Annotated in this window: 10 protein-coding genes and 1 pseudogene; 10 read left to right on the forward strand and 1 reads right to left on the reverse strand. The window is 64.4% G+C overall.

The window, feature by feature from the left end:
- Window positions 1-125: 125 nt before the first annotated feature.
- Window positions 126-2,966 (reverse strand): type VI secretion system ATPase TssH, encoded by a 2,841-nt coding sequence (tssH, locus tag AC56QX_RS31500; protein WP_497112450.1) that lies wholly within the window; start codon window positions 2,964-2,966, stop codon window positions 126-128.
- A gap of 336 nt (window positions 2,967-3,302) precedes the next feature.
- Between tssH and tssA the strand changes: the two genes are divergently transcribed.
- The 10 genes and pseudogenes from tssA (at window position 3,303) to tssK (ending at window position 13,995) form a co-directional block, all read left to right on the forward strand.
- Complete coding sequence (tssA, locus tag AC56QX_RS31505) at window positions 3,303-4,475, forward strand: type VI secretion system protein TssA (protein ID WP_497112451.1); 1,173 nt, start codon at window positions 3,303-3,305, stop codon at window positions 4,473-4,475.
- A 6-nt stretch (window positions 4,476-4,481) separates the two neighbouring features.
- Window positions 4,482-5,021: a type VI secretion system contractile sheath small subunit gene (tssB, locus tag AC56QX_RS31510; protein WP_497112452.1), complete on the forward strand. Its 540-nt coding sequence runs from the start codon at window positions 4,482-4,484 to the stop codon at window positions 5,019-5,021.
- 3 nt (window positions 5,022-5,024) lie between these two features.
- Window positions 5,025-6,530 carry a type VI secretion system contractile sheath large subunit gene (tssC, locus tag AC56QX_RS31515; RefSeq protein ID WP_172351722.1) on the forward strand — a complete coding sequence of 502 codons (1,506 nt, stop codon included), beginning with the start codon at window positions 5,025-5,027 and terminating at the stop codon, window positions 6,528-6,530.
- 47 nt (window positions 6,531-6,577) lie between these two features.
- Window positions 6,578-7,033, forward strand: a complete 456-nt coding sequence (locus AC56QX_RS31520) for an Hcp family type VI secretion system effector (protein ID WP_497112453.1) — start codon at window positions 6,578-6,580, stop codon at window positions 7,031-7,033.
- Window positions 7,020-7,775 carry a type VI secretion system baseplate subunit TssE gene (tssE, locus tag AC56QX_RS31525; RefSeq protein WP_497117988.1) on the forward strand — a complete coding sequence of 252 codons (756 nt, stop codon included), beginning with the start codon at window positions 7,020-7,022 and terminating at the stop codon, window positions 7,773-7,775. Before AC56QX_RS31520 ends, tssE begins: the two co-directional genes overlap by 14 nt.
- A 1-nt stretch (window position 7,776) precedes the next feature.
- Window positions 7,777-9,651 (forward strand): type VI secretion system baseplate subunit TssF, encoded by a 1,875-nt coding sequence (gene tssF, locus AC56QX_RS31530; protein WP_497112454.1) that lies wholly within the window; start codon window positions 7,777-7,779, stop codon window positions 9,649-9,651.
- On the forward strand, window positions 9,615-10,700 hold the full coding sequence (tssG, locus tag AC56QX_RS31535) for a type VI secretion system baseplate subunit TssG (protein WP_497112455.1): 1,086 nt from the start codon (window positions 9,615-9,617) through the stop codon (window positions 10,698-10,700). The genes tssF and tssG overlap by 37 nt, the downstream gene beginning before the upstream one ends.
- Window positions 10,697-12,165 (forward strand): annotated as a pseudogene (gene tagH, locus AC56QX_RS31540) (type VI secretion system-associated FHA domain protein TagH). Before tssG ends, tagH begins: the two are co-directional and overlap by 4 nt.
- Window positions 12,166-12,168: 3 nt before the next feature.
- Window positions 12,169-12,621: a type VI secretion system lipoprotein TssJ gene (gene tssJ / locus AC56QX_RS31545; protein ID WP_475452368.1), complete on the forward strand. Its 453-nt coding sequence runs from the start codon at window positions 12,169-12,171 to the stop codon at window positions 12,619-12,621.
- A gap of 39 nt (window positions 12,622-12,660) precedes the next feature.
- Window positions 12,661-13,995: a type VI secretion system baseplate subunit TssK gene (gene tssK, locus AC56QX_RS31550; RefSeq protein ID WP_497112456.1), complete on the forward strand. Its 1,335-nt coding sequence runs from the start codon at window positions 12,661-12,663 to the stop codon at window positions 13,993-13,995.
- Window position 13,996 lies beyond the last annotated feature (1 nt).

Raw genomic sequence — 13,996 nt, forward strand, 5'->3', positions numbered from 1 at the left:
GTCCGGGCATTTCTCCGACATGCCGCTGGTCTGTCCGTCATCTCCTCCGTGCCGCGGTGACCTTGCCTCGCATCTGACAGGCGAGCCGCAGCACCGAAGCATGCTTCACCCCCATTCACCCGAGCCTACTCGAAGGAATAGGTGAAACCTTCCTTGGAGGCGCCGACGGTGACCTTCGTCATCTTCTCGCCGCCGAGCGAGCGGTTGAGCACGCCGCGACTCAGTTCCGGCAGCAGCGTGTTGGTCAGGATGGCATCGATCATCCGTCCGCCGGATTCGATCTCGGTGCAGCGGGCCTTGACCAGATCCATGACACCGTCGCCGATCACCAATTCCGCGTCATTGGTTGCCCGCAGCCGGCGCGCGATCTTGGCAAACTGGTGACGGGTGATCGCCTCGATCATCGAATCCGAGAGCGGATAGTAGGGAATGGTCACCACCCGGCCGAGGAAGGCGGCAGGGAAGACCTTCAGCAATGGACTGCGCAAGGCGGTATCGAGATCGTCGAGCCCGGCCCGCAGCGTGCCATTCTTGGTGCGGTCCATGATGACCTCGGAGCCGACATTCGAGGTGAGCAGGATCAGCGTGTTCTTGAAATCGATCCGGCGGCCCTCGCTGTCGTCCATCATGCCCTTGTCGAAGACCTGGAAGAAGATTTCGTGCACGTCGGGATGCGCCTTCTCGACCTCGTCGAGCAGGATCACCGAATAGGGTTTTCTGCGCACCGCTTCGGTCAGGATGCCGCCCTTGCCATAGCCGACATAGCCGGGCGGCGCGCCTTTGAGCGTCGAGACGGTGTGCGCCTCCTGGAATTCGGACATGTTGATCGAAATCAGGTTCTGCTCGCCGCCGTAGAGCGTTTCGGCCAAGGCCAATGCGGTTTCGGTCTTGCCTACGCCCGAGGGGCCGCAGAGCAGGAACACACCGACCGGCTTTTCCGGCGCGCCGAGCCCGGCGCGGCTGGTCTGCACGCGTTTGGCGATCATCTCCATGGCGTGATCCTGGCCGACGACCCGCTCCGAAAGCGTGGTGGCGAGTTTGAGCGCCTTTTCGGTCTGGCTGGACAGCATCCTTCCGGTCGGGATTCCGGTCCAGTCCTGGACCACGGCCGCCACCGCATTGCGGTCGACGGATGGGAGGATCAGCGGCGTTTCGCCTTGCGCCTCGGCCAGTTCGGCCATCAGCTCGCGCAGCCGGGCGAGATCGGCGGCAGGATCTGACGGCACAGGATCGGCAACCGCCGGCACCTCGGCCTTGGCTTTGGCCGCGTTAGTCTTCGTCGTTTCCGCTTTCGCCGTCGCCGTCTTCGTCGTTTCAGCCTTGGGTGGCGCGGCCTTGGGCGGCTCAGTATGGGGCACCTTGGTCTTTTCTGCGTCCGCCGCTGCCGTTTCGGTATCGGCCTCAGCGGTCGCCGTATCGAGCGGCACGCCCTCGCCGCGCAGCCGCGCGCGCAATTCGAGGATCTCGGCGACCAGCGCCTTTTCGCGCTCCCAGCGCCCCTCGGCGGCGGCCAGCGTGGTCTCGGCTTCGGCGAGCCCGGCTTCAACCCGCGCCTGGCGATCGGTCACCTCGATGCCGATCGCCGCCTCGCGGCCGATGATGCCGCGCTCGACCTCCAGCGCCTGGCGGCGGCGCATGATGTCCTCGACCTCGGCCGGCGTGGCGTGCTGCGATATGGCGACACGGGCGCAGGCGGTGTCGAGAAGGCTCACCGCCTTATCAGGCAGTTGCCGTGCCGGGATATAGCGATGCGACAGGCCCACCGCCGCCTCGATCGCCTCGTCGAGTATCTGCACCTTGTGGTGCTGCTCCAGGACGCCGGCTACACCGCGCAACATGAGAACGGCCACCGCCTCAGACGGCTCGTCGATCTTGACCACCTGGAAACGGCGGGTCAGCGCCGGGTCCTTCTCGATGTGCTGCTTGTATTCGGCCCAGGTCGTTGCCGCGATGGTGCGAAGTTCGCCCCGCGCCAGCGCCGGTTTCAGGAGATTGGCGGCATCGCCGGTTCCGGCGGCACCCCCGGCGCCGATCAGCGTATGGGCTTCGTCGATGAACAGGATGACCGGCGTTTCGGACGACTGCACCTCGTCGATGACGGCCTTCAGCCGTTTTTCGAATTCGCCCTTCACGCTGGCGCCCGCCTGCATCAATCCGACATCGAGCATGCGCACGCTGACATTCTGCAGGGTGGGCGGCACGTCGCCTTGGGCGATACGCAAGGCAAAGCCCTCGACGACCGCCGTCTTGCCGACCCCGGCCTCGCCGGTCAGGATCGGGTTGTTCTGCCGGCGCCGCATCAGGATGTCGACGATCTGCCGGATTTCCGGATCGCGACCGACGACCGGATCGATCTTGCCGTCGCGGGCGCGCTGCGTCAGGTCGGTGGCGTATTTCGCCAGCGCCGAATCTCCGCCCGGAGCCCGTTTCATCGGCGTTTCGGCGGCGGGCGTCGTCGGAGCGGCGCCGGCTTCGAGCGAGCCCTCCACGACATCGGCGAACCGCGCGATGACCGCGTCGGCGTCGATCTTGTCGAACTCGCCGCTGATCTTCGACAGCAGGCCTTCCAGCACCGGCGTCTTCAGGCAGGCAAGCAGAATATGGGCGCTGCGGACTTCTTCGACGCCGAACTCCAGCGTCGCCAGGTTCCAGGCTTCCTGAATGGCATGAAAGATATGGTCGGAGAATTCCTCGATCGATGTGGCGCCATAAGGCAGCTTGTCGACGGCGCGGGTCATATCGGCCGTGATCCGGCTCGCGTCAACGCCCGCGTCGGCGATGATCATTTGCACATCCGAGCGGTCGGAAAGCACCAGTTGCTCGATGAAATGGACGAGTTCGACGTAGGGGTTGCCGCGCAGTTTGGCGGTGTCGGCGGCGGCCTTGAAGGCGCGGACACCGACAGGATTGAGCTTGCCGACCAGTTCCTTGCGCTTGAAAGTCTGCGATGACCGGCGCTGTTCCATCGAACCCCCTCCAGCAATCTGCCAGCCGATAAACTGCCACATAAGCCGTCACTTGACAAAGCGGCTGGTGGGCCGCTGTCGCGATGCCGATTTAGCCGGCTCGTTTCCATTTGTGGAAAGTCCCGCACCACCGACTGCAAACAGCCACGAATGTGGGCGCGGCTCCGCGATGCGGTTCGCCTGCAGCTTGGGCAACCACACCAAGGATTCCGGCACTCTGCAGGCGGTTGCGTTTAGCTTCTGTTAATTTTTGAGCGCTCGTTGAATTGTGGTAAAGTGCAACCGTGTGCTAACGTCGCGTCACGTACGGTTTGAGGTCGGTCGCTGGGGGTTTGAGTGATTGATGCCGCGCTCTGGCTTAGCCCGCTCGACGGTGGAAACCCGTCAGGGGAGGATTTGCGCAACGACCCGGCTTTCCATGAGTTGGAGCGCCTGACGGAGCCCGAGGTCAAGGTCGTCCACGACGGCAACAACAAGCCCACGTCGCAAAGCACCATTCCCGTCGACTGGTCCGCTGTGCTGGCAAAAGCGGCGGACTTGCGCGCGCATGGCCGCGACCTGCGCCTGCTCGTCATCGTCACGCGTGCGCTTGCCAATGAAGAAGGGCTGGCCGGGCTCGCGCAAGGTCTGACGCTCATCGCGCAGACCTTCGATCAGCACTGGGAAACCATGCATCCGGTCCTCCGGCCCGGCGCTTCGCCTCGCGATGCCGCCTTGCGCCGCATCAACGCGCTGCTCGACCTGCAGAATGGCCAGGACGGGCTGCTGGCGAACCTGCGCCAGATGATTTTCTTTACGCCACGTTCGATCGGACCAATCAGCGGACGCGACCTGGAACAGAGCGCGCTCGACGACCGTGTCATGCTCCAGGAAGCCGCCTCGGGATTGAACACGGCGGAAAAGGCCGCACTGGTCAGCGCGCACGGGCAATTGTTGAACCGGGTGCGCGCCGGATGTGCGGCACAGATCGATCAGGCCGGTGCGGAGATGGTCTCGCTGGTCACCGACGCCCGGGCAGCGATCGCAGCCCTTGACGCAGTCGAAACGGCGCTGAACGCCCGCCTCGAAGGCGGCGGCGCTCCCGTTCCGGAATTAAAGCGGTTTCTGCAGCGTTTGCTGACGACCCTCGAACGGAACGCGGCAGCGGGTGCGGCGGCCAATGGCGCGGCCAAGCCGCCCAACCCGGCAGAACCGGCAACGCCTGCTCGAAACGGTCATGGAGCCGAGACTATGGCAAGTGCGGCAAGCTACACGGACTCGAGCACAGGGCTTCCCGACCGGATCTCCTCGCGCGACGACGTGGTGAAGTGCCTCGACCTGGTCGTCGCCTTCTATGACCGCACCGAACCGTCGAGCCCGATACCGCATCTGGCGCGGCGCGTGCGCCGCATGGTGCACATGGATTTCGTTGAACTGATGGAAGATCTCGCCCCGTCTGGGCTGAAGGAATTCAGGCTCCTTGCCGGCGTTCCCGATGTCAAGAAGACGGCTCAGAAGGATGAAAGGTAACAGCACATGCCAGCCGAAAGCAAAGCGAAGGTCATCGAACGAAATCGCGCGCCGCGGGTGCAGATCGCCTATGACGTGGAAACCTACGGTAGCCCGACGACGATCGAATTGCCGTTTGTGATGGCCGTGATGGCCGACCTTTCCGGCGCTTCGCAGACCAAGGAAGCTTCCAAATCGGTGCTGGACCGAGCCTTCGTCGAGACCGACGCGAACCGCTTCCCCAAATTCATGGAGGCGCTCGGACCGCGCGTCAAAGCCCGGGTGAAGAACACGCTGCCGCAAGCCGAAGGCCAGGAGCGCGACGAGGAACTGGCGCTCGATCTCACCTTCACCAAGATGGGTGATTTCGCCCCCGACAAGGTCGCCGAGCAGGTGCCGCAACTGGCCGAGATCCTCAAGATGCGTCGCCAGCTCGAGGAACTGCTTGGCTTCATGGACGGCCGCGTCGACGCCGAAAAACGCATCGCGCAGCTTCTGAACAACGAGCCGCTTCTTGGCAAGATCGCCAGCCAGGCACTGGCCGACGACGACAAGGCAGGGGAGTAGACCATGGCCGAACAGCAAAAGACCGCCGCCGTCACCGCCGAGGCCGAAGCCATAAACCTCGACGAATTCAGCGGGCTCCTCGAGAAAGACTTCAAGGTCAAGAAGGACGACAGCGAGAAGCTGCAGCAACTCGTGCGCAATCTCGCGCTCGCAGCACAGTCGCGTTCCGACACCACGACCATCTCGTCCAATGCGATCAAGTCGATCAAGTCGCTGATCGCGGGCATCGACAAGATGCTGACGACACAGGTCAACGAGATCCTGCACGCACCGGAAGTGCGCGAGATGGAAGGCACATGGCGCGGCCTCTGGTATCTCGTCAACAACACCGAGACGGATCAGAAGCTGAAGATCCGGGTGATGAACATCTCCAAGGAGCAGCTGGCCGACACGCTCGAAGACTATGAAGGCCAGATGTGGGACCAGAGCCCGATCTTCAAGAAGGTCTATACGGACGAGTATTCGATGCTGGGTGGCGAGCCGATCGGCTGTGTGATCGGCGCCTATGAATTCTCCAACCACCCGCGCGACGTCGGCCTGCTGCGCAACATCTCCGGCATCTGCGCCTCGGCACATACGCCGTTCATCGCAGCCGCCTCGCCGCGCCTGTTCCGCATGGACAGCTGGCAGGAATTGCCCAACCCGCAAGACCTGCAGCAGATCGTCTCCAACCCGGCCTATGCCTCGTGGCAGTCGCTGCGCGAGAGCGAGGACGCCCGCTATATCGGCCTGACCATGCCTCGCGTTCTGGCCAGGCTGCCCTATGGCACCGATACCGTTCCGGTGAAGGGCTTCACCTTCGAGGAAGAGGTGCAGGGCGATCACAACAAATATGTCTGGATGAACGCCGCCTTCCCGATGGGCGTCAACATCAACCGCAGCCACAAGCTGTTCGGCTGGGGCACACAGATCCGCGGCGTCGAAAATGGCGGCACCGTGCTCAATTTGCCGGTGCACAGCTTCCCTACCGATGACGGCTCTATCGCCATGAAATGCCCGACCGAAGTCGCCATCGACGACCGGCGCGAGGCGGAACTGGCCAAGCTCGGCCTGATGCCGATCCTGCACCGGAAGAACACCGATCTGGCGGCCTTCATCGGCGCCCATTCGCTGCAGGACGACGAAACGCGCGCCGGCCGGCTGGTCGACCCCGACGCCCAGTCGAACGAAAGGCTGAGCGCCAACCTGCCTTACCTCTTCCCGGTCTCGCGCTTCGCGCACTACCTCAAGGCGATTGCGCGCGACAAGGTCGGTTCGTTCAAGGAACGCTCCGACATGCAGATCTGGCTGACCGAGTGGATCAACCGCTACGTGCTGGCCAACCCGGCCTTCGCCGACGACAAGGCACGCGCCAAGCGCCCGCTTGCCGCGGCCGAAGTCCAGGTGGACAGCGTCGAAGGACGGCCGGGCTACTACAACGCCCGTTTCTACCTGCGTCCGCATTACCAGCTGGAAGGCATCAACGCGTCACTGCGGCTGGTGTCGGAACTGCCGTCCGTAAAGACCTGATTTGCAGCAACCTGACCTTGTTTGTTTGAAAGCGGTGGAGAAAGACAATGCCAGTCAAGATCGATGGTTTTCTGAAGGTTCCCGACATCAAGGGCCCAAGCACCCGCGACGGCCACTCGGACGAGATCGAAATCCATGGCGTCGACTACAAGATGATCGCACCCTTTGATCCGAATTCGCTCTCACGCCGTGGCCGCGTGTCCATGGGCATGATCAAGTTCACCAAACACTACGACAAATCCTCGCCCTACCTGGCAAAGGCGTTGTTCGAGAACAAGGCGCTGGATGAAGTGGTGTTCTCCGCACGGCGGACCATCGATGGCGAGACCAAGGATTATCTGGTCGTCACGCTCACCGACGCCTCGATCATGGAATACGACATGTCGCAGGCCGAGGACGAGGAGGACCTGATCCAGGAGGAGGTCAGCTTCGCCTACAAGAAGATCAAGTTCGTCTATGACGGCAATGATGAAGCCGAAATGGATGTCTATGTCGGCAAGTGAGGTTCGGCGGCCCGGCGCGGGCAAGCAACAGATCGCGGGCAGCCTGCGGGCGAAAAGCGAGGCGGTCCAGCCGTCGCTGTGGGATCGCCTCGTCAACGACCTGCCGGGCCTGACCTCGGAGATAGACGGGCTGCGCCATGTCCTGGTGGACGAGCTTGGCGCGGACCGTCTCGAAACCCTCGTTGCCGGTAGTGCGCGGACCATCGACGGAGATGCGGAGCTGACGCCCGACCAGAAACGGCGTCTGCATCGCCTGGCCTTTCAGACCCAGCATCGCGTCGAGATCGAAAGCCGCGGCGTGGTGGTATCGGCCCGCGTGCTCAGGGAAGCGGTGCGGCGCGACATCGAGGCGCTGTTCAACACCGAGCGATTCGAGGCCACGCCGCTGCTTTCCGACCTGGAAAACGAGCAGATGGCGGACAATCCGCCGTCGCTCGCCGAATTTCCGGAGGTGCGCCGAAGCGTGGTCAATTACGGCGTGCCGTCCTTCTCGGGCCGGTCGTCGCGCGACTTCGACCGCGACGTGCTGGCGCGCGAAATCCGCTCGGTGCTCGCCACCTTCGAGCCCCGCCTCAAGGAAAGCGCGACGAAGGTTACCGTCACCCTTGGCGACAAGACCGTGGGCCTGAAGATCGAGATCGACGCCGTGCTGATCATGACGCCCACACCGGAACGCATGCGCCTGCGCACCACGATCAATCTCGACAACGGCTTGGCGCGGACCGAAATTAGGGACGCCTGAGATGGATCGGGTTTTCGTCGAATATTACGAGGAGGAACTGACCCATATCCGCGGCCTTGCGGCGGAATTCGCCGACATGCATCCGGCGGTGGCGCGCAACCTTTCCCTCGATACGGTGCCCTGCCCCGATCCCTATGTCGAACGGCTGCTCGACGGCGTCGCCTTCCTCGCCGCGCGCACCCGGCTGAAAGTCGACGCCGAGCGCTCGCGATTTTCGCGCAGCGTGCTCGATGTCCTCTATCCCGATCTGGTCACGCCGGCGCCGGCAACGGCGATGGCCGTGCTGAAACCCGGCCAGCAGGTGCAGACCATGCCCGCCGGCCACGTCGTCAAGCGGAACACGCGGCTGGTCTCCAGCCTGCAACCCGGCCTGTCGACGCGCTGCACGTTCTCCACTGCGCAGGACATGACGCTGTGGCCGATAGCCATCACTTCGGTCAGCTATTTTCAGGATCGCAGCGCGCTGGCGGCGGCCGGCATCGGACCGATCGGCGGTGTCGCCGGCGAGGCGGCGCTGCGTCTGGCGCTGACGCGGACCGGAAAAGGCAAACTCGACGAATTGGCGCTCGACCGGCTTGACCTCTATTTTGCCGGGCGCACCAAGGCGCCGCTTCTGTTCGACGCGATTTTCGGCGCCTGCGTGGCCATTGGCGCGCGACCGGAAGGCAAGGCCAACCGGCTGTCGCCTCTGCCGGCGCCCGAAATGGTCGGCATCAGCGACGACGAGGCCCTGATGCCGCGCACCCGCCCGACATTCGAAGGCTACCGCCTGCTGCGCGAATACTTCGTCATGCCGGAGCGCTTTCACTACGTGCGGGTCCTGGGGCTGCAGCCGGTGGTGCGCACATGCGATGGTGGACTGGAGATCATCTTCCTGTTTCGCCGCCCGGCGCCCGAGCTCGCCGACCTGACGCCAGTGGATTTCGAACTTTTCGCGACGCCGATCATCAATCTGTTCGAGCGTGAGTGCAACGTCGTCGAGCTCGATCAGCGCAAGACGCGGCAGGTGCTGCACGCCGACCGCACGCGGGCGCGCGACTTCGAGATTTATCGTGTGCTGCGTGTCGAGGATGCCGACAGTGAAGGCAGCGACGCCGAGATACCGGAGCTGTTCAGCCTCGGGCAGAACCGCGGCAGCGGCTGGGTCTATTCGACGGAACGGCGCCCACGCCGGGCGACGGAAGATGAGCGCAGCGACGGCCTGACCCGCACGTCATACACCGGGGACGATGTTTTCCTGGCCGTGTCGCGGCCGCTTGGCAGTCCCGCGAACCGGCCGTTGAAGCGGCTCGACATCATGGCGCTATGCACCAACCGCGATCTGCCAATCCTCGATGACAATCCGACGTTGACACTGGAGGCCGGTGACCCGGTCGAATCCGTTCGGCTGCTCGGTGCGCTGCGTCCGCCGCAGCCGGCCATCCCGGCGGCACTGCCCACAGGGGCCGACGGCGAATCCCGCGCCGACGATCTCGCATGGCGGCTGGTGGCGCAGCTGGCGCTGAACTTCTTGAGCCTCGCCAAGGAAGGCCGCGGCGTCGATCCGCTGCATGCGCTGCTCGATCTTTATGCCGACCGCGGCGACCCGAGCCTTGCCCGCAACGTGCATTCGATCGTGCGCATCGACTCGCGGTCGGTGATCGAACGGCTGCAGATCGACGGGCCGATGTGCTTCGGGCGTGGCACTGAAGTGACGCTGCATGTCGATCAGTCGGTTCTGGCGGGGCAAAGCACCTTGCTGCTTTCGGCCTTGCTGGCGCGGCTGTTTGCCCGTCATGCCGGAATAAACGGCTTCGTGCGAACCCGCACGCGGTTGCTGCAGAAGCAGGAGGATGTGCCATGGCCGATGACGCCCGGCAATCGCTACCTGATCTAAACAGGACACCTGATCTGGACAAGACCGGTCCGGACAGGGACGAAGGTCTGTCCGAAGCGTTCGACTTTTTCGAACTGCTGCGCCGTCTCGAACAGCGGAGCGGTCTGTTCGGCCATTCCGGACGCCCGGACCGCGAGCCGGCAAGGCTTGGCCAGCATGTGCGCCTCGCCTTTTCCGCGCGGGACCTGGTTCAATTCCGCGAAGCCAGCGACAAGACGCCGGCCCGGGTCACGGTTGCAAATCTCGGCCTGCTAGGGCCTGAAGGCCCGATGCCGCTGCATCTGACGCGCTGGGTGCTCGACCGCCTGTCGCAGCGCTGGTTTGCCGGCGCCGACGCACAGCAGACCAGCGACACGACCTTCGTGGACTTCGTCAACATCCTTCAGCACCGCATGATTGCGCTCTTCTACCGGGCCTGGGCGGATGCGCATCCTGCGGTCCAGGTCGAGCGCGCGGTCGGGGGCCGCGTTCGTGCCATGCTGGAAGCGATGGCGGGGATCGGGCTTCCCGGCACCCAGAATCCTGATCTCGACACCGTCAAGCTCCGCCAGGCGGCGTCGCTCGCCAGCCAGGTCGACGGGCCGGAACGGCTGACTCTATTCCTGGTCGAAGCGTTCAAGGTGCCGGTCCAGATCAAGGAGTTCATCGCCGCCTGGATAACCATACCGACCGGGCTGCAGACCCGCCTCGCAAAAGCCTATGCGGGGCTCGGCCGGGGGGCGACGATCGGCCCGCGCGTCTTCAACCGCCAAAGCAGGATCGAGCTGCGCGTCGGACCTCTCGGTTTCGAGGAGTTCAAGGCGTTCCTGCCGGGAGGTTCGCGCCTCAAACTGTTCAAGCAGGCCGTTCGCGACATGGTCGGAGAATCGCTCGACGTCGACCTGCGCATCGTGCTGGCGCGTGAAGCCGTGCCGCCGCCCCGAATCGGAGCGGTCCAGCTCGGCCGAACCGCTTGGCTTGCGCGGCCCGCCGAAAGGGGCGATGCTGACGACCTGCGGCTGCGGACAATTGTCGGATGGCGGCCGGAAATGGCGGGGGTCGCGGCATGAGCCTGCTGCTGATGCTGGAGCAAGGGCCACGCACCCAGGCGGTACGGCAGACCCGGCTGGATGAAGGCGAACTGGTGATCGGCCGCAGCGCGGACGCAGGGTGGCAGATCAACGATCCTGACATGTTCGTTTCCCGCGCCCATTGCAGGATCACGGGCGGGCGAGATGGCTACTTCGTCACCGACACGTCGAGCAGTGGACTGTACATAAACGACTCCGACAGCCCGCTTGGCGCCGGCCAGTCGACGCGGCTTCAAAGCGGCATGCGGCTGAGACTTGGCGACTATGTCGTCTATGTCGACCTGCAGACGCCAACCGCCCAGGCACCTGCCGCCAGCCAGCCGGTTGCGGAACGCTTGCCGCCGGCAGCGCGAGCGCCGCTGAGCATCGGCAATGATGACTTCTTTTCCGCCAAGGTCGAGGAAGAGCCGCGACGGCCACGTCCGGCCGATCTGCCCAACCCGTTCGAGCAGCCGGTTGCGGGCGCGTTCGAGCGTGCCTCCTCCAACCAGCGCAGCTCGCCTGCTTTCGATGACCCGTTCAGCCTCGATCCGGTTTCGACGCCTGTGTCGACGGGCGTTGGCCCTCGTCCCGAAACTGGCACGCCAAGCTTCGCGGACCCGTTCAGCCTCGACCCGGTGCCTCCCCTTAACGGGTCCACCGAACCTTCCGCCAGAAAGCCATCCGACTTCAAGGACGACTTTGGCTTCGGACCAGCCGCGGCGCCCAGTTCGGCAAACGGCGTCAGCTCGAACGGACAGCGTGAGCGCATCGCCCCACGACCGCAATCCGCCAATCCATGGGATCTGCCTGTGCAGGCAGCTGATGCCCCGCCTCCGGCGCGCACTGGTGCTGCCGCCAAACCCGCCCGCATGCCGCCAGCGGCACAGCTGGGCGACATGGCGCTTCGCTCCGCATTCCTGCGCGGCATGGGCGTCGAGGAAGCCGATTTTCCAGGGCGCGACAGCATCGCGGAAATGGAGAAGTTCGGCCGCGAATACCGGCTGATGATGGAAGGCCTGATGCAGCTTCTGCGCAAGCGGGCCGAGGAAAAGGGCAACGCCCGCGTTGCCCAGACCATGGTCGGGGCTTCCGAAGTCAATCCGCTCAAGTTCCTGCCGACGATCGACGACGCCATCGTCACGCTTATCGCCGAGCGCAGCCCCGGATTTCTCACCGGCGAAGCGGCTATCGCCGACGCGGTCCGCGATCTCGCGCAACACCATGTGCGCGCCTGGCGCGGCGTGCAGGCGGCCCTAAGGCGGATGGTCGACCGTTTTGATCCGGCAGCGATCGAGGAAGAGCTGAAATCGAATTCGGCGATCGGCACCCTGTTTTCGGGGGGCGCGGCGCCAAGCTGTGGGAGCTCTACCAGAAACGCCATCGTGAAATCGCCGAGAGCGCGGAGAAAAGCTTTCTTGGCGAAATCGGCGCCGATTTTCGGGACGCATATGAGGAGGAGTGAGACATGATCGACCGACGCGAATTTATCGTTGCCCTGGGTGCGACCGGGCTGCTTACGGCTTGCCAGAGCGGTCCGCCAAAACCCTCGGTGATCACCATCAACGTGACCGGCGGGGCCGGCATGAACCCTGGACCAGGCGGTGGCGACCGGCCGGTGACGGTTCTCGTCATGCGGCTGCGCAGCACCGGCAAATTCAATTCCGCCGACTACTTTGCCCTGCAGGGCGATGCCGGATCGGCGCTGGCAGGCGATCTCATCGGATCCGACCAGATCGCCGTCGGGCCGGGAAAATCCGCGTCCAAGACCATCACCGTCGAACCGGACGCGACGGCGCTGGGCTTCGTTGCACTGATCCGCGAGCCTACCGGCAGGAACTGGCGCACGACCAAGTCCGTGTCGTCGGGATCGAAATTCACGATCAATGTCTCGCTTGGCAGCGGCGGTATTTCCGCCTGACGGCCAAAGCAAGGGGAGCTCGATGCAGAGAGTAGCGGCATGAGCGATGCAAACAGGGTGCTGTGGTCCGAAGGACTTTTCCTGCGGACCCAGCATTTCCAGCAGCAGGATCGCTTTTTCGAAGCGACGGTGCGCGGCGCGTTGCAGGCCGGGCAGCTGCATACGTTCGGCTTCCAGCAGCTGACGCTGGACCAGGCGTTGCTCGACGCCGGCCAGGTCGCCATCCTGTCGGCACGGGGCATCTTCCCGGACGGGACACCTTTCGCCATTCCCGAGATGATGGACGCACCGCGGCCGTTGCCGGTCACCTCCGATACGGCTGCGGGACCGGTGCTGGTCGCCTTGCCGCTCGAGCCGCCCGGCGGTGTCGGCTTCGATCCGGCACACGCCGCCGCCTCGGGAGCGCGCTATCACGGACGGATCGTCTCGGTGCGCGACGCCGTCCAGGGCGGTTCGGATCCTGAAGAAATCGAAATCGCCCGTCCGCAGGCGCTGCTGCTGGCGCCTGGCAAATCGGTCGGTGGCTACACGGCCTTGCCGATCGCCGACCTCAAGGGGGTTCGAGCCGATGGCGGCGTCTCGCTGGACGAGACCTTCCTGCCACCGACACTGGTGACCGGCGCGGTGGCCTGGTACCGGCAATTGCTGCTGGAAGTCGTCACCGGCCTCGACCAGATCGCCGAGGCGCATGGCAAGATGGTGATGGGCGGGCCTGGGCGCAGCGTCGAAGATCTGCTGATGCTCAACCTCGCCAATGCGGCGCGGCCGCGACTGGCCCACATGCTGGCGCAGGATGTCTTCCATCCGGCCGAGCTTTACCTGGAGCTTGCCGGGCTCGCCGGTTCGATGGCGACCTACGGATCGAGCGCGCGGCGGCTGGGCGAGTTGCCGCCTTACGATCACATGGCGCCCGGCCCCGCCTATATGGCGCTGGCGGATGCGCTGCGCTCGCTGATCCTCAGCCTGCGCTACATCGAGCCGAAATCGCGTGCGCTGCCGGTCATGCGGCATTCGACCAATGTCTGGAAAATCCGCATCGACAATCCGAAGCTGCTGGTGGCCAGCCGCATCGTCATCCGGGTCGGTTCGGAGCTGTCGGAAGACGCGCTGCGCAAGATATTCGTCAATCAGGCGACTGTCGGTTCCGCCGACCAGTTCGAGGGCCTGTGGAAATCGCGTTTGCCCGGCATTCCGTTGAAACCGCTTCATTCCCAGCCGCGCGAAATCCCTTACGATGGCGATCGGCTGTGCCTCGAGTTGGACCAGAAAAGCGAGCACTGGGCGTCGCTGCTCGATGCCCCCGGCTTCGTCATCGGCGTTTCGGGCGTGTTGCCAAGCGAGCCGCAGGTGGACTGCTACTCGGTGAACAGGTGAG

The sequence above is a fragment of the Mesorhizobium sp. RCAM 06353 genome, assembly GCF_059683585.1.

What these genes read in the sequence shown, in the direction of transcription:
- tssF (WP_497112454.1), top strand. Translation starts at nt 7,777, where the DNA reads ATGGATCGGGTTTTCGTCGAATATTACGAGGAGGAACTGACCCATATC.
- tssG (WP_497112455.1), top strand. Translation starts at nt 9,615, where the DNA reads ATGGCCGATGACGCCCGGCAATCGCTACCTGATCTAAACAGGACACCT.
- tssK (WP_497112456.1), top strand. Translation starts at nt 12,661, where the DNA reads ATGAGCGATGCAAACAGGGTGCTGTGGTCCGAAGGACTTTTCCTGCGG.
- tssC (WP_172351722.1), top strand. Translation starts at nt 5,025, where the DNA reads ATGGCCGAACAGCAAAAGACCGCCGCCGTCACCGCCGAGGCCGAAGCC.
- tssE (WP_497117988.1), top strand. Translation starts at nt 7,020, where the DNA reads ATGTCGGCAAGTGAGGTTCGGCGGCCCGGCGCGGGCAAGCAACAGATC.
- tssH (WP_497112450.1), bottom strand. Translation starts at nt 2,966, where the DNA reads ATGGAACAGCGCCGGTCATCGCAGACTTTCAAGCGCAAGGAACTGGTC.
- tssB (WP_497112452.1), top strand. Translation starts at nt 4,482, where the DNA reads ATGCCAGCCGAAAGCAAAGCGAAGGTCATCGAACGAAATCGCGCGCCG.
- AC56QX_RS31520 (WP_497112453.1), top strand. Translation starts at nt 6,578, where the DNA reads ATGCCAGTCAAGATCGATGGTTTTCTGAAGGTTCCCGACATCAAGGGC.
- tssJ (WP_475452368.1), top strand. Translation starts at nt 12,169, where the DNA reads ATGATCGACCGACGCGAATTTATCGTTGCCCTGGGTGCGACCGGGCTG.